This is a genomic window from Arthrobacter sp. D5-1, from assembly GCF_017357425.1.
In the GTDB taxonomy this organism is placed as follows: Bacteria; Actinomycetota; Actinomycetes; order Actinomycetales; family Micrococcaceae; genus Arthrobacter.
On sequence record NZ_CP014571.1, the window covers coordinates 3,228,400 to 3,245,711 of the forward strand.

The following is a 17,312-nucleotide window of genomic DNA, read 5'->3' on the forward strand; positions in this document are numbered from 1 at the left end:
GGTGCCGCTCATAAACCGGCGGGTCGGAGAAGGGTCTGGAGCCCGCGCAGCAGCCTCGCGTACCAGGCTTCGGCCCCTTCGCTGGGCTGATCAGCCGCCATGGATTCGCCTGCCCGGACGATTTCAGGTACCGCGTCATCCGCAGTGTCTGCGGGAAGGTCCGAAGCATAACTGATCACTGCAGCGGGCATGGTGTACACGGCCTTCCACGGGCTCCCCTGCGTGACAGAAAGCCGTGCCGACGTCGTTGGTCCCTGGGCCGGCTGGTCAGCCGGCAGATGCTCCTCCACAATGATGGCGTAGTGGCCGTTGCTTTCCAGCCTCATTTCCACCGCCGGGTGCCCGTTGTGCATAGTGCCGTGGGCCGAGACCACGGTGAAGCCCATTCCCGCCAACTCAGGGCACGCCCACCCTTCTTCCCGCAGAGCGTCCAGCTGGGCAGAGCTCAAGCTGACAGTGCTGCCGGCCCGGAATACAGGTCCCGCCATGCTTTCCACCGGGTTCCCTGTCCACGCTCCGGCAAGGGCGCCGACGTCGCTGGTTCCGGCACGGACCTGCGGGATGTCGTCACCGGCCACCACGTACGCGGACACCCCCAGGGCACCGGCGCTGACAGCCAAGGTGCCGGCTGCGACGCCCGCGACGCGAAGTCCCCGGCGGATGCCGTTGGAGGAAGTCCGGGCGGCAAATTCCTGGCCCGTCTCGTTGGCAAGGCGCTCAGTATGCTGGATCAGCCGCGCGGCAAGGTCCTGGCTGGCTTCGGGCACTGAAGCACCCCGAAGACGTTCCAGGTACTGCCGTTCCCGGCGAAGGGCGTTACTGCAATCGGCGCATACCTGAACATGGTCCGGGTTGCGGGTATGGCGCAGGGCAGCCAGTTTGCGCCGGGACAACAGTCCCGGACGACGAGGATGTCGAGGCATCGACGTCCTAAAGGATGCTTGCGATGCGCGGCATCTTCAGGCGCGGCTTGCGGGCCTCGGCCGGACGGGGATCGCGGTGGGCGAGTTTCTCCCGCAGCATGGTCCTGCCGCGGTGGATACGGGACCTTACGGTTCCCAGCTTGACGCCCAGCGCCTCTGCAACCTCGTCATAGGAAAGGCCTTCGAGATCGCACAGCACGACGGCGGCGCGGAAGTCCGGCGGCAGTTCTTCCAATGCACGCTGGACATCCAGGTCAAGGTTGTTGTGTTCGAAGCTCTGCTCCGGACCGGGCTCGCGGCCGGGCAGGCGGGACTCGGCATCCTCAGCCAGGGCATCGAAACGGATCCTGCTCTTGCGCCGGGCCTGGTCCAGGAACAGGTTGGTGGTAATGCGGTGCAACCAGCCGTCCAATGTTCCCGGCTTGAAATTCTCCAACGACCGGAACACCCGGACAAAGACCTCCTGGGTGAGGTCCTCGGCGTCGAACTTGTTGCCTGTCAGGCGATAGGCGAGGCGATATACCTTGGCGGAGTGGTTGGCCACCACTTCCTCCCAGCTGGGCATGACCCAGTCGGCAACGCCGTCAATGCTTTCCGATGTTTGGACTGGCGCAGCATGCAATGCCGGCATCGTCCACTCCCCTCAAACTGTGGTTCACCGAATCCTTCGGCGCCGGCCACCTCATGGATGATCGGACCATTATCATCCCAAGGTTGTCTGGGAATTTCCTGACTGGCGCAGGTTTTTCCCGCAGGGCTGAAGAGGGGGCTGGACACAGCTGCAGGACGGCTGCCCAACAGCGGGTTTACGCGTGCTTACACAGTAGTCTTGGTACAAACACCCCTACCCGCGGAAAGCGAAACCCTTCATGAGTGCCGACAAGTCAAGCAGCTGGTCCTATGCAGAAGATCTGCCTGCTGAGGATGACGTCTTGTTGCGCGCCAGGGAGCGGTCTTTCGAGCTTGGAGTCACACCCATCAGCCCCGGTGTGGGCGCGGTGCTCACGGTCCTCGCTGCCGCCTCCAAGGCACAGACAGTGGTCGAAGTTGGCTCGGGAGCCGGAGTGTCCGGCGTCTGCCTGCTCCGCGGACTGAGCCCCCAGGCAGTCCTGACCACCATCGACGTTGACGTTGAACACCTCAAAGCGGCCAGGGAAGCGTTCCTGGAATCCGGCAGCCCTGCCAACCGCACCCGTACCATTTCAGGGCGTGCGGCCGACGTCTTGCCGCGATTGACGGACTCGGCCTATGACCTCGTCTTTATCGACGCCGACAAGCCCAACTTCCCCAAGTACGTGGAACAGGCCATCCGCCTCCTCAAGTCCGGCGGCACGCTGGTGATCAACGACGCCCTGGACAAGGACCGGGTGGCCAACCCGGCCGCACGCGATTCCACCACTGTGGTGCTCCGCCAGATCGGCAAGGCAATCCGCGACGACGATCGGCTGGCGTCGGCGATGCTGCCCACCGGTGATGGACTGCTGGTGGCCGTCAAGAGGTAGGGCGCCAGCCTTCCTTAAACCAAAAAGCAGGGCCCCGGCTCAGCCGGGCCCTGCTTGGTAAATCTATCCAGTCACGCCTACGAGGCATTCCTTGAGGTTCTCCGCCTCAGCGGCGTTGAGCTCGACCACAAGCCGTCCCCCGCCTTCGAGCGGCACACGCATGATCAGGCTGCGTCCCTCTTTGGTCACTTCCATCGGGCCGTCGCCAGTACGTGGTTTCATCGCCGCCATTAGGAAAATCCCCTCCATTTGTCCCAAGTCACGCCCAACCCGGCCGGGCTGGATCCGCGTCGCAATTGCAGCCGGCGGCAACGCTTGGGAGGCCGCCTTGGCCGGGCACTTTTAGGTGCTTTATCCTTGCTCTTGGTCCATTATCCCGTACTTAACCGTCCGTAGCGAATCAGCACGCCATTTGTCCGGCCTTTGTACATATTGCCATTCCCGGCAAAGCTGCACGTCAGGGCGGATAGTCGCCTCCCCCGGGCAGCTGGGCCCACGCCCACAGCCATACCACCCAGACAATCTGGAGCAGGATGAACATGGCCACCACGGTTCCCCGGTACGCCTTGGATTTGGACAGCAGGGCTGCACCGAGCGCCAGCGGAAACAGCGGCAGGAGCATACGGAAGGTGCTGGTTTGCGGGTGCAGGAAAACCAGCAGATAGCCCATGTAACAGGCACACCACAGCCGCAACTCCATTCCAATGGCCCGGACCGGCCTGGACATCATCACCAGCACAAACACTCCGGTGAAAACGAAGGGAGCCAGCACTCCCAGCACCGGCCCGAACAACATCCGGCCAGTATCAAACCAGGGCTTGAAGGGAACAAGGTCGTGACCACGCCACGCCGTTTCAGTACGGGTGTAGGCCGCCGGATCCCCTGTCACGGCCCAGGCAATGGCAGGCCATGCCAAGGCCGCAAGACCCGTGGCGAACACGAGGACTGCCAGTGATACCAGGCTGCGCGTCGACGTCGGGTCCGTTGCCTTGCCGGCATGTCCAGCAGTGCCAACCGCCGGCAGCGCCATAGGTGCCTCCCGGAACCGTTGCCACAACCGCCACAGGAACAGCAGCCCCAGCATGGCGGCGAACGGCACGCCGGTGGGCCTGGACAGGCACATCAGGAGCACCACGGGAATGGCCGTAAAGTAGTGGCGCCTGACCACAAGGAGCAGTGACGATGCCAGAAGCAGCAGGTTCAGCGATTCGGCATAGGGGACCTGCAGGATGGGAGAGACGGGGAACGTGGAAACGAAAATGACGCCCCACATGGCGGTACGCCGGCCCGCGAACTCCCGGAAGAGCAGGTAAATGACCAGCGGTGCACCGAGGCCCGCCAGCATTGCAATGGCCGTGAGGGCGGGCAAAGTCCCCATCCCGGTGATGGCGGACAAGCCCCGGCCCAGGAAGGGAAACAGTGCGTAGAATGCCCAGGCATTCTCCTTGACGACGCCGTTGGCGTCCACGGGAAGCTCTGCAGGATAGCCCTTGTCCGCCGCCTCCTGGTACCAGCGCCCGTCCCAAATGGTGATGAAGTTCCAGTAATCCGGCGCCGGCGGAAACCACGGGTTGATGCCTTGGTGGATGGCTGCGGCCATGAAGATACACGCGCTGACGAGCCTGGCCACCACGAAGAGCAAGGAAACCTGGAGCCACCATGGCCACACCGACATCCGTGCGGCCAGGGCTGAGGCAGAGTTCGAAATCCGTTCCGTGGGCCCTTGCCCTTCCTTGCTCCCGGTCTGTGGACTCACGGCTTGATCCGGCCGGGTTCGCCGTCCTCAAGTCGCGGCTGCGCCTGCGCGCTGAGCCGTTCGATCTCCTGGTCTTTGGCATGCAACTGGTCCCGAAGGTCATCAAGGACCTGGTCAACCTGGTCCATGCGGTATCCCCTCAACCCCAGGGCGAAACGCAGGGAATCGACGTCGGACGGCTTGGCCTTGGACGGCAGCACCACCGGAGGCAGGCCGGCTACGGGGTCGTCAAGGCCAGCGCCGATCGAGCGTCCCCGGACCATCCCGGCTCCGAGGTACAACACAGCGCCGATGAGGACAATCGCGAGAAACACCAGGAAAAAGCTCACAGGTCCATCGTGCCAGAAACGGCCGGCTATTCCGGGCGCTGGTTTCCGTTGGGAGTGGGAGGGAGCGGCGCCCCGTGCAAAACGCGGTGCACGGCGTCCGCGGGGTCATCCACCAGTTGGATCAGGTCAAGGTCCTTTTCGGACACCATTCCCTCCGCCACCAGGGTCTCCCGGATCCACTCGATCATGGGCCCCCAGAACCTGACTCCCAGAAGCACGATGGGGAACGATGTCACCTTGCGGGTCTGGACCAAGACCATGGCTTCGAACAGCTCATCGAGAGTCCCGAGGCCGCCGGGCAGGACGACGAAGCCCTGCGCGTACTTGACGAACATGGTTTTACGGGCGAAGAAATACCGGAAGTTGATGCCCAGGTCCACCCACTGGTTGAGTCCTTGCTCGAACGGCAGTTCGATGCCCAGGCCTACGGAGACCCCGTTGCCTTCCACGGCACCTTTGTTGGCCGCTTCCATGGAACCGGGACCTCCACCGGTGATCACTGCGACGCCGGCTTCGGCGAGCTTGCGTCCGACGTCCACGGCCATTTCGTAGTACTCGGTCCCAGGCTTTGTCCGTGCGGAACCGAACACGCTGACGGCCGGGCCCAGGTCAGCGAGCGCTCCGAAGCCCTCCACGAATTCGCTCTGAATCCTCAGGACACGCCAGGGATCAGTGTGGATGAACTGTCCGGCGCCACTCGTATCCAGCAAATGTTGGTCAGACATCCCCGTATCCGCTTGTTTACGGCGAAGCTCCAAGGAGCCCTTGTGCTTGGCCGGCGCGATCTCCGAGGGCAGGGGAACATGACTGGCCCTAACCTGGCCGTTGGCATCCGGGTGGGGTACTGGGTGCTGGCTGATGCTCATTGCCCAAGGCTAGCGCTTACAGCTGCCTGCTCCGTCGCTGCGACCCGGTTCTTGCATTGCAGTCTGGTATATCGCTGTGGGGCAGGTTTCTGTTCAGTCACGATCTTGGGGAAGTTGCCGTGACCGTGGTCATATTTGCTTCTTTGTTCGCTAGATTCGTCGTATGACTACTCAAGCGTCCGGCGATGCCCTCGTCTCCCTGAATGGCGTCAACAAGCATTACGGTCAACTGCACGTCCTCAAGGACATCAACCTTCAGGTCAAGAAGGGTGAGGTGGTAGTGGTAATCGGCCCCTCAGGTTCCGGTAAGTCCACACTGTGCCGTGCCATCAACCGTTTGGAAACCATCGACGACGGTGACATCGCCATCGACGGGAAGAAGCTTCCCGAAGAAGGCAAGGACCTCGCACACCTGCGTGCCGACGTCGGAATGGTCTTCCAGTCCTTCAACCTGTTCGCCCACAAGACGATTCTTGAGAACGTCACGTTGGGTCCCATCAAGGTCAAGGGGGTGGCCAAGGGCACGGCCGACAAGGAAGCCATGGCTCTCCTTGAGCGCGTTGGCGTTGGGCACCAGGCTCCCAAGCTTCCTGCCCAGCTCTCCGGTGGCCAGCAACAGCGTGTTGCCATCGCACGTGCTCTTGCCATGAAGCCTAAGGTCATGTTGTTCGACGAGCCGACGTCCGCGTTGGACCCCGAAATGATCAACGAAGTCCTTGACGTCATGATCCAGTTGGCAAAAGAAGGCATGACCATGATCGTGGTCACCCACGAGATGGGCTTTGCCCGCAAGGCTGCCGATCGTGTGGTGTTCATGGCTGACGGCCAGATTGTGGAAGACGCTACTCCCGAGGAATTCTTCACCAACCCGAAGAGCACCCGAGCCAAGGACTTCCTGTCCAAGCTTTTGACCCACTAGCTCTTGACCGCCCGCACCCAGGCCGTTAGAGACCGCACCCAGGCCGTAAGACGGCCAATCTATGAAAGGAATGTCATGAAGGCTTTCATTACCCGGAGGAAATCACTCCTGGTGGCCGCTTCCGCAGCCCTCGCCCTGTCGCTGAGCGCATGTGGCGGCGGCACCACCACCACTCCCCCGGTTGCTTCGGCGACCTTCGAGGCCGGCACCACCATGGAGAAGCTGAACAAGGCCCAGAAGATCACCATCGGCACCAAGTTTGACCAGCCGCTGTTCGGCCAGAAGGGCCTGGATGGCAAGCCTGTCGGTTTCGACGTCGAAATGGGCAAGGCGATCGCTGCCAAGCTGGGTATTCCCGCTGACAAGATCGAATGGGTAGAGACTGTCTCCCAGAACCGCGAATCGTTCATCGAGCAGGGCCGCGTTGACTTGGTCATCGCCACCTACACCATCAACGATGCCCGGAAGGAAAAGGTTGCCTTCGCCGGACCGTACTACGAAGCGGGCCAGGCACTCCTGGTGAACAAGGACGACACCTCCATCACCAAGCCTGAAGATGTCGCCGGCAAGAAGGTCTGCTCCGTCACGGGCTCCACCCCGGCAAAGACCATCGCCGAAAAGTACAACGCCGAGGTTGTTCCGGCTGCCACGTACACCGCTTGCCTGGAGCCGCTGCGCAACAAGCAGGTTGTTGCAGTAACCACGGACAACGTGATCCTCGCCGGCTACGTGGACAAGGAACCGGATGCCTTCAAGCTCGCTTCGGATGAGACCTTCACCAAGGAGCCTTACGGCATAGGCCTGAAGAAGGACGACACCGTCTTCCGCAACTGGATCAACGACCAGCTCGAGGCATTCCAGAAGGACGGCGACTACAAGAAGGCTTGGGAAGCCACTGCAGGCAAGGTCATCAAGACCACTCCTGAACTTCCTGCGATCAACCGCTACTAGTCGGGATCCGTTGACTGCCGCCGCCCAACCGGACGGCGGCAGTTGACGACTCCAGGACCCTGTTCCCTGATTAGCTGCAGCCAAAGGAAGCCATGGACGCCGTCATAACAAGCCTCCCCGAATACTGGGACGGATTTCTCCGGACCCTTTATCTTTCCGTCATTTCAGGAATCATTGCCCTCGTTGTCGGCACACTCCTGGCGGCCATGAGGGTCTCCCCCGTGGCTGCACTCCGCGGTTTCAGCATGTTCTATGTTGAAGTCGCGCGTAACACCCCGTTGACCATCATTTTCTTCTTCGCAGCCATCGTTCTCCCGCGGCTGGGCGTCAAGTTCGAGCAATTCGAAGTGGCCGCCATCATCGCGCTGAGCAGCTACACGGCAGCCTTCATCGCCGAAGCAGTCCGTTCCGGTGTCAACAGCGTGCCCGTGGGCCAAGCAGAAGCTGCCCGCAGCATCGGCATGACCTTTACCCAGGTCCTGGGCTTCATTGTCCTTCCCCAGGCCGTCCGTACCGTCGTCCCCCCGTTGATCAACATCCTGATCGCCTTGGTCAAAAACTCTTCGGTGGCCGGCGCGTTCTTCGTCCTCGAGCTTTTCGGTTACGGCCGCCAGCTCTCCAACGACTACGGTGACCAAGTCCTGTGGATCCTGCTCGGGGTGGCCTTCTTCTACCTCCTGATCACGGTGCCCTTGGGCCTTCTGGCGCACTTTGTTGAACGAAAGGTGGCGATTGCCCGATGACCTCGGTCCTGTACGACGTCCCCGGGCCCAAGGCCCGCCTTTACTCGCTCCTGGGATCCGCAGCCGGAATCCTGATCATCCTTGGTGTCCTTGCCATCGCCGTCACCACGCTGGCACAGCAGGGCATCTTCGATGCAGACCGCTGGGAAATCTTCTACGGTCCCCTGGCCCCGGATGTCTGGAGCCTGATCGGCCAAGGCATCCTCTCGACGCTGGCGGCAGCCGCGGTCGCGGCAATCATCGCCTTCCCTCTGGGCATTGCTCTCTGCCTGCTGAGGATCTCCCTGATCGCCTGGATCCGCATCCCCACCCAGGTGGTCCTTGAGTTCCTCCGCGGCATGCCCGTGGTCCTCATGATGTTGTTTGTCCTGCTGGTCTTCGCCACGGGACAGTTCCAGGCCGTCGTCGTGGGCCTGGTCCTCTACAACGCCGCCATCTTTGCCGAAATCCTCCGTGCGGGCATCCAGTCGCTGCCCAAGGGTCAACGCGAGGCCGGACTGGCCATTGGCCTGCGGAGCTTCCAGTCGCGGATGTCCATCGAGTTCCCGCAAGCTGTCCGCCGGATGCTGCCATCGCTGGTCGCCCAGCTGGTGGTCCTGCTCAAGGACACCTCGCTTGGCTACATCGTGGGCTATGAGGAACTGCTGCGGAAGATCCAGATCATGGCCGACTTCCTGGGTCCGGACTTCCTGTTCCCGGCCTTCTTCGTCGGCGCGGCCATCTACATCCTGATCAACCTGACCGTGTCACGGATTGCGATCATGATTGAGCGCCGCGGTTCCAAGAAGGCCGCCGGCGGCGTGGCTCCGCCCAGTCTCCGGACCGGGCTCGTGGTGGGCGGTAACGACCCCATCGCCAAGGATTCCATCGAAGGCCCCAACAAGGCGTAGTCCTGCACCAACTCAAGAAGGTCCGCAGCCACCAGGCTGCGGACCTTCTTTATGCTGCGGGGAAGCTCCTAAACTACGGCGCCAGCCACGTCCTGAGTGCCCGCAGGCACTCACGGATGGCATCGGCGTCGACGTGTTCGTTGTCCTTATGTGCCAGCAGCGGGTCGCCGGGTCCGAAGTTCACCGCCGGGATTCCCAGCTCGCTGAAACGCGCGACGTCGGTCCAGCCGTATTTGGGTTTGGGCTCGGCACCGACTGCGGCCACGAAGGATGCGGCCGCGGGATGGTTCAGACCGGGCCTGGCGCCGGCAGCAGCGTCGGTGCGGACGACGTCGAATCCTTCCAGGAGTTCCCGGACATGGGCCTCGGCCTGGTCCGGCGACTTGTCCGGGGCGAAGCGGTAGTTGATCTCCACCACGCACCGGTCCGGGATGACGTTGCCGGCTGTCCCGCCGTTGATCTTTACTGCGTTCAGGCTCTCGCGGTAATCGAGGCCGTCCACGTTGATGGTCTGCGGCTCGTAGGCGGCGAGCCGCGCCAGAATGGGGGCAGCACCGTGGATGGCATTGATGCCCATCCAGGCGCGGGCTGAGTGCGCCGTTTCGCCGATGGTAGTGGCCTCAAAACGGCTGGTCCCGTTGCATCCACCTTCCACCGTGCCGTGGGTCGGCTCAAGCAGGATGGCGAAGTCGCCCTGCAGCAGGTCACCGTGGTTGCGGACCAACCTGCCCAAGCCGCTCTTCACGGCTTCGACTTCCTCGTGGTCATAGAAAACGAAGGTGACATCCTTGTCCGGTTCCCGGCCGTCGTCGAACATGGTCGCCGCGAGCGCCAGCTGCACAGCGACGCCACCCTTCATGTCCGTCGTCCCACGGCCGTACAGCACACCTTCGCCCGGAACGCCGGATTCCCACGTGGCTGGAACGGTGCCCAGCGAACCCTCCACGGTGGGCAGGGGCACGGTGTCCAGATGTCCTGCCAGGATGACCCGTTCGGGACGGCCAAGCTCGGTCCGGGCAATGATGGCGTCGCCGTCGCGGACCACCGTATAGGCGGGTATGGCCCGCAAGGCGGACTCGACGGCGTCGGCGAGCTCGGTCTCATTGCCGGACACGCTGTTGAAGTCGATGATCGCGGCGGTCAGCAGGGCAACGTCCTGGCGCAGGTCGAGGAGGGCGGGGGCTGGATTCAGGGTCACCCGTCCAGCCTAATGCCCGCAAATGCGACCTTTATGGCATGAGACGGGTTTTAACCGACCTCCGGGTGCTGGATACACTTGCCCCATGACTGAAACTGCTTCCTCTGCTGTGCCCACCGACGCGCCCGCCAACCTCCGATCAGCCTACGGATTCGGCCTCGCCACCATTGCTACCTCGGCTTCCGGGGAAGCAACCGTGCTGGATGTCTGGTACCCGGCTCCCGCATTGGGCGTTGCCGCCGAGACCCTGCGCGACGTTGAGAACGCCGATCCCGCGCTCACTGCACTGGCCAACGACGGCAAGGACACCGACCGCGGTACGGAACAGAAAGTGGTTTTCGCCCAGATCGACCTCGACGCCGCCCCGGCAGACACCGCCGACGCGTACCTCCGCCTGCACCTCCTCTCGCACCGCCTGGTCAAGCCGAACAGCATCAACCTGGACGGCGTCTTCGGCAAGCTTCCCAACGTGGTGTGGACCAACTTCGGTCCGGCAGCCGTGGACGGCTTCGAACTGACCCGCGCCCGTCTTCGCAAGCGCGGCAACGTTGTGGTTTACGGCGTGGACAAGTTCCCGCGGATGGTTGACTACGTTGTCCCCACCGGTGTGCGCATTGCCGACGCCGACCGCGTCCGCTTGGGTGCACACCTGGCAGAAGGCACCACCGTGATGCACGAGGGCTTCGTGAACTTCAACGCCGGCACCCTGGGCACTTCCATGGTGGAAGGCCGTATCTCTGCCGGCGTCGTGGCCGGTGACGGCACTGATGTTGGCGGTGGAGCGTCCATCATGGGAACGCTCTCCGGTGGCGGCAAGGAAAAGATCGCCCTGGGCGAGCGTGTCCTCCTCGGTGCCAACTCCGGCGTTGGCATCAGCATCGGTGATGACTCCGTGGTGGAGGCCGGGCTGTACGTCACCGCCGGTACCCGCGTCCGCGTTCCGGGTCCCAAGGACGAGAACGGCGAGGACACCAGCAAGATCATCAAGGCCGTGGAGCTCTCCGGGGTCCCCAACCTGCTGTTCCGCCGCAACTCCACCACGGGCGGCGTGGAAGTTCTTCCGCGCAAGGGCCAGACGGTGGAGCTCAACGAGGCCCTTCACGCCAACTAGCAGGAGGACATCCGTGCGCCGGTTCCGCCGCGCCATCGTTGCGGTGCTGGCTTTGGCCCTCGTAGCAGGTGCCATCTACGCGATCGTTGCTGTGCTGCAGCGCTCCGAGACCTTGGTCACGGAGCGCTGCGTCGCCGTCGTCGGCTCTGAAAGCCACGAGCTCGCCACGGACCAGGCAGCGAATGCTTCCCTCATCACCGCCATTTCCGTCCAGCGTGGGCTGCCTCCCCGGGCTGCGAGCATTGCCCTCGCCACAGCCATGCAGGAATCCCGGATGCGGAACATCAACTACGGCGACGACGCCGGTCCCGACTCCCGCGGGCTTTTCCAGCAGCGGCCCTCGCAGGGCTGGGGCACTGAGGCTCAAGTCATGGACCCCGTCTACGCCGCCAATGCGTTCTTTGACGGCTTGGTCAAAGTCCCCGGCTACGAGTCAATGGAGATCACCCAGGCCGCCCAAGCGGTCCAACGATCGGCCTTCCCCCGCGCCTACGCGCAGCACGAAGGCATGGGCAGGGCCTTCGCTTCTGCACTTACAGGACATTCCGAGGCGGCGCTGAACTGCGAACTGCGCATGCCCGAAGCGGCCGGTGACCCTGCCGCCGTCGTCGATGAACTCACGACGGCGTTCGGCACCCAAGCGGCCACCGTTCAGGGGCGCTCGGTGCAGCTGGACATCACGGGGACGCAGGCATGGGCCGTCGCCCACTGGGCCGTGGCGAACGCCAAGACGCTGTCCATCACCCAGGTGGATGTAGGCGGCCGGGCCTGGAACCGGGAGAAGCGTGACGGATGGCAGGCCTCACCGGCTCCCTCCGGAGCGGTCACCATCACTGTCTCAGCCCCTGCCACCTGATTTTTCTCAGGCGAGGATCTCCACCACCGGCTGGACGTAGCTCCGGAAGACGTCGGGCTCGGCCAACAGCCTGTGGCTCATAATCATCGTGCTGGGTTCCAGATACCACGCACGTGGTTCGTTCAAGGGGAGCTCAATGATGGTCAATTCGAAGTCGCGGGAACTGCGCCCGACTTCCAGCAGCCTGTCTTCCACCATCTCGTTGAGGACCTGGGTCACACCGTTGGCCTCACGGGCAGCTTCGAGGTCGGCGTACTCGTCGATCCTGTCAGTGGCCCATCCCAAAGCCGAGCCGAAGTGGGCCTGCAGGACACGTTGAAGTGCCGGCGAGTTGCCGAAGGCCTTAAAGCTGGGTGGCGCCAGTTCCGAGGCGGGCTTGGGGTAGGACTTCACCAGGCTTTCCCACCAGGCTTCCCACTCGGTCTTGAGGGCGTGGATACCCCCGACGTCGGAGGTCAGGTGGCTGTGGTCGGCATGCCGGACTTTGGGGGCTGCGTGGGACAGGCTGGGTTTGCCGGCACCATCCAGTCCGGCGACGTCCCGCAGGTACAGGGCGATGAGCATCGGCCCGGACGTGTCCATGGTGATGCGCCATCCCGGGCCGCCTGACTCGTGCATCCGAATTCCTCCCTTGGCAGGTTCCCGACATCTCCCAGTCTATTCCCGTTGGGTCTGGACGGTAGGGGCGTGGGGCATTTGCCTTGTGGCGGCACTGGTTGCCGGAGAAGCCCTTAGTGGGCAGCGGGCATCCCGGCCAGGGATCCCAGATGGGCGGTGAGGACGTCGCTGCACATCTCGGCCGTCATCCATTCGGGCTGCAACAGCGCGTGCATGCACAAGCCGTCCATGGTTGCCAGGAGCCGCTCCGCCTCCGTGACGAGGGTTTGTTGGGCCTCGGCTCCCTTGGGGCTCAGGTGCATGATCAAACGCCCGACGACGGCCGCTACAGTGCGGTGGCTGCGCCCGGCTTCGGCTGCGAGGACGGGCTTGATACGGGCTGCGTGCCTGAACGCCATCCATACGCACGCATCCACCGCGAGTTCCTCGTCCAGAGGCAGGAATTGGCCCAGAAGGTTCAATACTGCAGCTTGCTGTTCCGGACTGCCCGGCGCCTCTTGCTCGACAGCTGCCATTGATGATTCAAGCCGCCCCGCGATCCGGTCAATCACAGCACCAAAGGAAAACACCAGGAGGTCGTCGCTGCTGGCAAAATAGTGCCGGACAGAGCCCACTGCCAGTCCGGCCTCATCCGCTACTTCCCTGAGCGATGCCCGTTCCAAGCCATCGCTGGCAATGATCCGGAACACGGCTTGGACAACTTCCTGGCGCCGGGCTTCGGCATCAACAATTTTGGGCACCAGTAGTTTTTAGCACGAACGTGCTTCAACACCGCTCAACACAGAGCGGCGTGGCTCCAATTTCCGCTAGCGTAGAGACCATGAAAATTCTTGTCACGGGTGGCACCGGCTATATCGGTTCCCACACCGTTTTGTCCCTTCAGGAAGCCGGCCACGACGTCGTCGTGCTTGATAACCTCGTGAACTCCAGCGAGGAATCCCTCCGCCGGGTTTCGGAGCTTACCGGCAAGACCGCGGCGTTCCACAAGGTTGACCTGGTGGATGAGCCCGCAGTTGAGGCCGTGTTCGACCAGCACCAGATCGACGCCGTGATCCACTTCGCTGGCTTGAAGGCAGTAGGAGAGTCCGTCCAGGAGCCCCTCGCCTACTACTACAACAACATCGTTGGCACCCTGAACCTGCTCCGCGCCATGGACAAGCACAATGTGCGCTCCATCGTCTTCAGCTCTTCAGCCACGGTGTACGGCGAGCACAACCCCATCCCGTACATCGAGAAGATGGAAATCGGTGCCAACAACCCGTACGGCCGCACCAAGGAACAGATCGAGGACATCCTCTCGGACCTGGGCAACGCGGACGACCGCTGGCATATCGCACTGCTGCGCTATTTCAACCCTGTGGGCGCACACCCGTCAGGCCGCATCGGCGAGGACCCCCAGGGGATTCCCAACAACCTCGTGCCGTTCATCGCCCAGGTGGCCGTGGGACGCCGCGAGAAGCTCATGGTCTTCGGCGGGGACTATGACACCCCCGACGGCACGGCACAGCGCGACTACATCCACGTGGTGGACCTGGCCGACGGCCACGTAGCAGCCCTGAACTATATCGCTGGGCGCCCGGGCGTCCGGCGCTGGAACCTTGGCTCCGGCCGCGGCTCCTCAGTACTGGAAGTGCTGCGCTCCTTTGAGAAGGCCGTCGGCCAGCCGATTCCGTACGAGATCACTGGCCGCCGTGCCGGCGACCTCCCCGCATTCTGGGCCGACGCTTCCTCCGCCCTGGCCGACCTCGGCTGGTCCACCACCAAGAACGTGGACCAAATGTGCGAGGACCACTGGCGCTGGCAGAAGAACAACCCCTACGGGTACAACGCCGCCGAGCCTGCCGCAGCCGGCAACGCCCAGGCGTCCGGCGCTTAGGCGACCAACCGCTGAGGCGACCAACGCCCCGGTAACCAACGACGGCGGCCGCCCACCTCGCGCGAGGTGGGCGGCCGCCGTCGTTATTGACGATATTGCCGTATCAGTTGGCCGGGTAGTTGCGCTCCGGCTCCCCTGTGTAGAGCTGCCGCGGGCGGCCGATCTTGGTCTGGGGGTCGTTGATCATTTCGCGCCACTGGGCAATCCAGCCCGGAAGGCGTCCGATGGCGAACAGAACGGTGAACATCTTCTCCGGGAAACCCATGGCCTTGTAGATGAGGCCGGTGTAGAAGTCGACGTTCGGGTAGAGCTTGCGCTGGATGAAGTAGTCATCAGCCAGGGCCTTCTCTTCGAGGCGCATGGCGATGTCCAGCAGTTCGTCGTTGCCGCCGAGCTTGCCGAGAACTTCGTGGGCCGTTGCCTTGATGATCTTGGCGCGGGGATCGTAGTTCTTGTAGACACGGTGTCCGAAGCCCATGAGGCGGACGCCGTCTTCCTTGTTCTTGACCTTCTCCATGTAGTCCTCGGGCTTGATGCCGTCGGCCTGGATCTGGCGGAGCATCTTCAGCACGGCCTCGTTGGCGCCACCGTGGGCAGGGCCGAAGAGGGCGTTGATGCCTGCGGACACCGAAGCGAAGAGGTTAGCGTTGGACGAACCCACCAGGCGAACGGTGGACGTGGAACAGTTCTGTTCGTGATCCGCGTGCAGGATGAGCAAGAGGTCCAGTGCCTTGACCACTACCGGATCCATTTCGTACTGCTCGGCGGGAAGGCCGAAGCTCAGTCGAAGGAAGTTCTCCACCAGGTTCATGGAGTTGTCCGGGTAGAGCATCGGCTGGCCGATGGACTTCTTGTGGGCGTAAGCGGCGATGACAGGCAGCTTGGCCATGAGGCGGATGGTGGAAACTTCCACGTGCTCCGCGTTGAACGGATCCAGCGAGTCCTGGTAGAACGTGGACAGCGCCGAAACAGCAGAGGAGAGCACCGGCATGGGGTGGGCGTCGCGCGGGAACCCACCGAAGAAGCCCTTGAGCTCTTCGTGCAGGAGCGTGTGGCGCCGGATCTTCTGATCGAATTCTTCCAACTCCGTGGGGGTGGGAAGGTTGCCGTAGATCAGCAGGTAGGAAACTTCGAGGAAGCTCGAGTGCTGCGCGAGCTGCTCAATCGGGTAACCGCGGTAGCGCAGGATGCCTGCGTCGCCGTCGATGTAGGTAATGGCCGAGGTGGTGGCCGCTGTGTTCATGAAGCCGGGGTCATAGGCAACGGCGCCCGTCTGCTTCAGCAGCTTGGAAACGTCGTAGCCTTCGTTTCCTTCTACAACCTGGATGCGCGGCAGTTCGAGTTCGCCGCCGGCATGGCGCAGTGTTGCGCTGGTGGTCTCAGTCATGGAGTCCCCTTCATGAGGCCTTTGGGCCTCTATCGAACGCTTGTCCAACCAACTTCTGGTGCCGCCGCCTTCGGCCCTACTGTTGCAGGGCTCCAACGGCCGAAGTGCTTTCTTAGAGAAGGCCACCATTGATAGTCAGTTAAAAAGCTACCGCCAGTAACCTCCCGGAACTAATCCGTACCGTCCGGTTACTGGCGGAATGACGCTGTTAGTGGTGCAAGTCACAGCATTGTTATGAGGCTGTGGCAAGCCGCTCAACTGCAGCGTCGATGCGTTCGTCGCTGCCGGTGAGGGCTACGCGGATGAAACCATTGCCGGCATCCCCATAGAAGACCCCGGGACCCACCACAATTCCGAGGTCGGCGAAGCGTGCCACCGTGTCCCAGGTGGCTTCGCCTGCCGTGGACCAAAGGTACAGCCCGGCCTTGGATTGGTGGATCTGCAGTCCGAACTTCTCCAGCGCAGGAACCATCTTTTCTCGCCTGCCGCGGTAGAGGTCCTTCTGTGTCAACACGTGGCCGGCATCACCCAAAGCAACGCGCATCGCTTCCTGCACGGGGTAGGGCACGATCATGCCCGCATGCTTCCGGCTGTTGACCAGATTGGCCATGATGGCGGAGTCTCCCGCCACGAATGCGGCACGGTAGCCGGCCAGGTTGGACTGTTTGCTCAACGAGTACACGCACAGCAGTCCGTCGGTGGAACCGCCGGTAACGCGGGGATCCAGGATGCTGGGGACAGCTTCTCCCCCGCGTTGGGCATCCCATTCGCCCCAGCCCAGCTCGGCATAACATTCGTCCGAGGCCACCACGGCGCCGAGCTCGCGGGCCTGGCCTACGATTCTGCGGAGCGACTCGACATCGCGAACGCTGCCTGTGGGATTACCCGGCGAGTTGATCCAGATCAACCGGACTTTGGCGCGGGTGGCCGGATCAAGTTCGTCCAGGTCATCAGCAGCAACAGCTGTGGCCCCTGCCAATGAGGCGCCGATGTCATACGTCGGGTAGGCAACGGTAGGCCGCACCACGACGTCCCCGGCGCTGAGGCCAAGCAAGAAGGGCAACCAAGCGACAAGCTCCTTGGAACCCACCGTAGGCATGACGTCCCTGGGGTCCAGGCCTGGCACGCCGCGTCGGCTGGCGAACCAATCCACCACAGCCTGCCGCAGGGCCTCGGTTCCGTGAACCGTGGGATAGCCGTGGGCATCCGCCGCGGCCGACAGGGCGTCGCGGATCAGTCCTGGAGTCGGATCCACCGGCGTTCCGATGGAAAGATTCACTGCGCCACCGGGATGCTTCGCCGCCGTGGCAACATACGGTGCCATGGCCTCCCAGGGGTAGTCAGGCAGGTTCAGGCCGAACGCCGGTGCCGCGGAAATCAAAGAAAC

Annotated in this window: 19 protein-coding genes; 8 read left to right on the forward strand and 11 right to left on the reverse strand. The window is 63.0% G+C overall.

The window, feature by feature from the left end:
* Positions 1 to 8 precede the first annotated feature (8 nt).
* Together AYX22_RS14785 and sigE are read right to left on the reverse strand one after the other, a co-directional pair.
* The gene (locus AYX22_RS14785; RefSeq protein WP_242703348.1) at positions 9 to 923 is read right to left on the reverse strand and encodes a hypothetical protein; all 915 of its coding nucleotides are present in this window, start codon (positions 921 to 923) and stop codon (positions 9 to 11) included.
* A 7-nt stretch (positions 924 to 930) separates the two neighbouring features.
* Positions 931 to 1,554 carry an RNA polymerase sigma factor SigE gene (gene sigE / locus AYX22_RS14790; protein ID WP_207594103.1) on the reverse strand — a complete coding sequence of 208 codons (624 nt, stop codon included), beginning with the start codon at positions 1,552 to 1,554 and terminating at the stop codon, positions 931 to 933.
* Positions 1,555 to 1,792: 238 nt separating this feature from the next.
* On the opposite strand from sigE, the gene AYX22_RS14795 reads away from it, so the two are divergent.
* Entirely contained in the window at positions 1,793 to 2,425 is a 633-nt protein-coding gene (locus AYX22_RS14795; RefSeq protein WP_026539968.1) for an O-methyltransferase, read from the forward strand.
* A 63-nt stretch (positions 2,426 to 2,488) separates the two neighbouring features.
* On the opposite strand, the gene AYX22_RS14800 is transcribed toward AYX22_RS14795, so the two are convergent.
* The 4 genes from AYX22_RS14800 to AYX22_RS14815 all read right to left on the reverse strand — a co-directional run bounded on the left by AYX22_RS14800 (position 2,489) and on the right by AYX22_RS14815 (position 5,376).
* Positions 2,489 to 2,656 (reverse strand): DUF3117 domain-containing protein, encoded by a 168-nt coding sequence (locus tag AYX22_RS14800; protein WP_089595685.1) that lies wholly within the window; start codon positions 2,654 to 2,656, stop codon positions 2,489 to 2,491.
* Positions 2,657 to 2,882: 226 nt separating this feature from the next.
* Positions 2,883 to 4,100 carry a hypothetical protein gene (locus AYX22_RS14805; RefSeq protein WP_207597602.1) on the reverse strand — a complete coding sequence of 406 codons (1,218 nt, stop codon included), beginning with the start codon at positions 4,098 to 4,100 and terminating at the stop codon, positions 2,883 to 2,885.
* 77 nt (positions 4,101 to 4,177) lie between these two features.
* Entirely contained in the window at positions 4,178 to 4,510 is a 333-nt protein-coding gene (locus tag AYX22_RS14810) for a DivIVA domain-containing protein (RefSeq protein ID WP_207594104.1), read from the reverse strand.
* Between the two features lie 26 nt (positions 4,511 to 4,536).
* Entirely contained in the window at positions 4,537 to 5,376 is an 840-nt protein-coding gene (locus tag AYX22_RS14815) for a TIGR00730 family Rossman fold protein (RefSeq protein WP_207594105.1), read from the reverse strand.
* 163 nt (positions 5,377 to 5,539) lie between these two features.
* Here AYX22_RS14815 and AYX22_RS14820 point away from each other — a divergent pair, with 163 nt between their 5' ends.
* The 4 genes from AYX22_RS14820 to AYX22_RS14835 all read left to right on the forward strand — a co-directional run bounded on the left by AYX22_RS14820 (position 5,540) and on the right by AYX22_RS14835 (position 8,879).
* Complete coding sequence (locus AYX22_RS14820; protein WP_026539964.1) at positions 5,540 to 6,295, forward strand: amino acid ABC transporter ATP-binding protein; 756 nt, start codon at positions 5,540 to 5,542, stop codon at positions 6,293 to 6,295.
* A 75-nt stretch (positions 6,296 to 6,370) separates the two neighbouring features.
* Complete coding sequence (locus tag AYX22_RS14825) at positions 6,371 to 7,246, forward strand: glutamate ABC transporter substrate-binding protein (RefSeq protein WP_207594106.1); 876 nt, start codon at positions 6,371 to 6,373, stop codon at positions 7,244 to 7,246.
* Positions 7,247 to 7,338: 92 nt separating this feature from the next.
* Positions 7,339 to 7,989, forward strand: coding sequence for an amino acid ABC transporter permease (locus AYX22_RS14830; RefSeq protein WP_207594107.1), 651 nt, complete (start codon positions 7,339 to 7,341; stop codon positions 7,987 to 7,989).
* Complete coding sequence (locus AYX22_RS14835) at positions 7,986 to 8,879, forward strand: amino acid ABC transporter permease (RefSeq protein ID WP_089595690.1); 894 nt, start codon at positions 7,986 to 7,988, stop codon at positions 8,877 to 8,879. Before AYX22_RS14830 ends, AYX22_RS14835 begins: the two co-directional genes overlap by 4 nt.
* A gap of 73 nt (positions 8,880 to 8,952) precedes the next feature.
* Here AYX22_RS14835 and dapE read toward each other — a convergent pair whose 3' ends face one another.
* The gene (gene dapE / locus AYX22_RS14840) at positions 8,953 to 10,077 is read right to left on the reverse strand and encodes a succinyl-diaminopimelate desuccinylase (RefSeq protein WP_207594108.1); all 1,125 of its coding nucleotides are present in this window, start codon (positions 10,075 to 10,077) and stop codon (positions 8,953 to 8,955) included.
* A gap of 85 nt (positions 10,078 to 10,162) precedes the next feature.
* Between dapE and dapD the strand changes: the two genes are divergently transcribed.
* Together dapD and AYX22_RS14850 are read left to right on the forward strand one after the other, a co-directional pair.
* Positions 10,163 to 11,188, forward strand: a complete 1,026-nt coding sequence (gene dapD / locus AYX22_RS14845; protein ID WP_207594109.1) for a 2,3,4,5-tetrahydropyridine-2,6-dicarboxylate N-succinyltransferase — start codon at positions 10,163 to 10,165, stop codon at positions 11,186 to 11,188.
* A gap of 13 nt (positions 11,189 to 11,201) precedes the next feature.
* Complete coding sequence (locus AYX22_RS14850) at positions 11,202 to 12,044, forward strand: hypothetical protein (RefSeq protein WP_207594110.1); 843 nt, start codon at positions 11,202 to 11,204, stop codon at positions 12,042 to 12,044.
* Between the two features lie 6 nt (positions 12,045 to 12,050).
* Here the strand turns inward: AYX22_RS14850 and AYX22_RS14855 are convergent, their stop codons facing one another.
* Positions 12,051 to 12,662 (reverse strand): hypothetical protein, encoded by a 612-nt coding sequence (locus AYX22_RS14855; protein ID WP_207594111.1) that lies wholly within the window; start codon positions 12,660 to 12,662, stop codon positions 12,051 to 12,053.
* A gap of 113 nt (positions 12,663 to 12,775) precedes the next feature.
* The gene (locus tag AYX22_RS14860; RefSeq protein ID WP_207594112.1) at positions 12,776 to 13,402 is read right to left on the reverse strand and encodes a TetR family transcriptional regulator C-terminal domain-containing protein; all 627 of its coding nucleotides are present in this window, start codon (positions 13,400 to 13,402) and stop codon (positions 12,776 to 12,778) included.
* Positions 13,403 to 13,482: 80 nt separating this feature from the next.
* On the opposite strand from AYX22_RS14860, the gene galE reads away from it, so the two are divergent.
* Positions 13,483 to 14,538 (forward strand): UDP-glucose 4-epimerase GalE, encoded by a 1,056-nt coding sequence (galE, locus tag AYX22_RS14865; protein WP_207594113.1) that lies wholly within the window; start codon positions 13,483 to 13,485, stop codon positions 14,536 to 14,538.
* Positions 14,539 to 14,641: 103 nt separating this feature from the next.
* On the opposite strand, the gene AYX22_RS14870 is transcribed toward galE, so the two are convergent.
* Together AYX22_RS14870 and dapC are read right to left on the reverse strand one after the other, a co-directional pair.
* Positions 14,642 to 15,925: a citrate synthase gene (locus tag AYX22_RS14870; protein WP_090818059.1), complete on the reverse strand. Its 1,284-nt coding sequence runs from the start codon at positions 15,923 to 15,925 to the stop codon at positions 14,642 to 14,644.
* A 232-nt stretch (positions 15,926 to 16,157) separates the two neighbouring features.
* The gene (gene dapC, locus AYX22_RS14875) at positions 16,158 to 17,306 is read right to left on the reverse strand and encodes a succinyldiaminopimelate transaminase (RefSeq protein WP_207594114.1); all 1,149 of its coding nucleotides are present in this window, start codon (positions 17,304 to 17,306) and stop codon (positions 16,158 to 16,160) included.
* Positions 17,307 to 17,312: the final 6 nt, after the last annotated feature.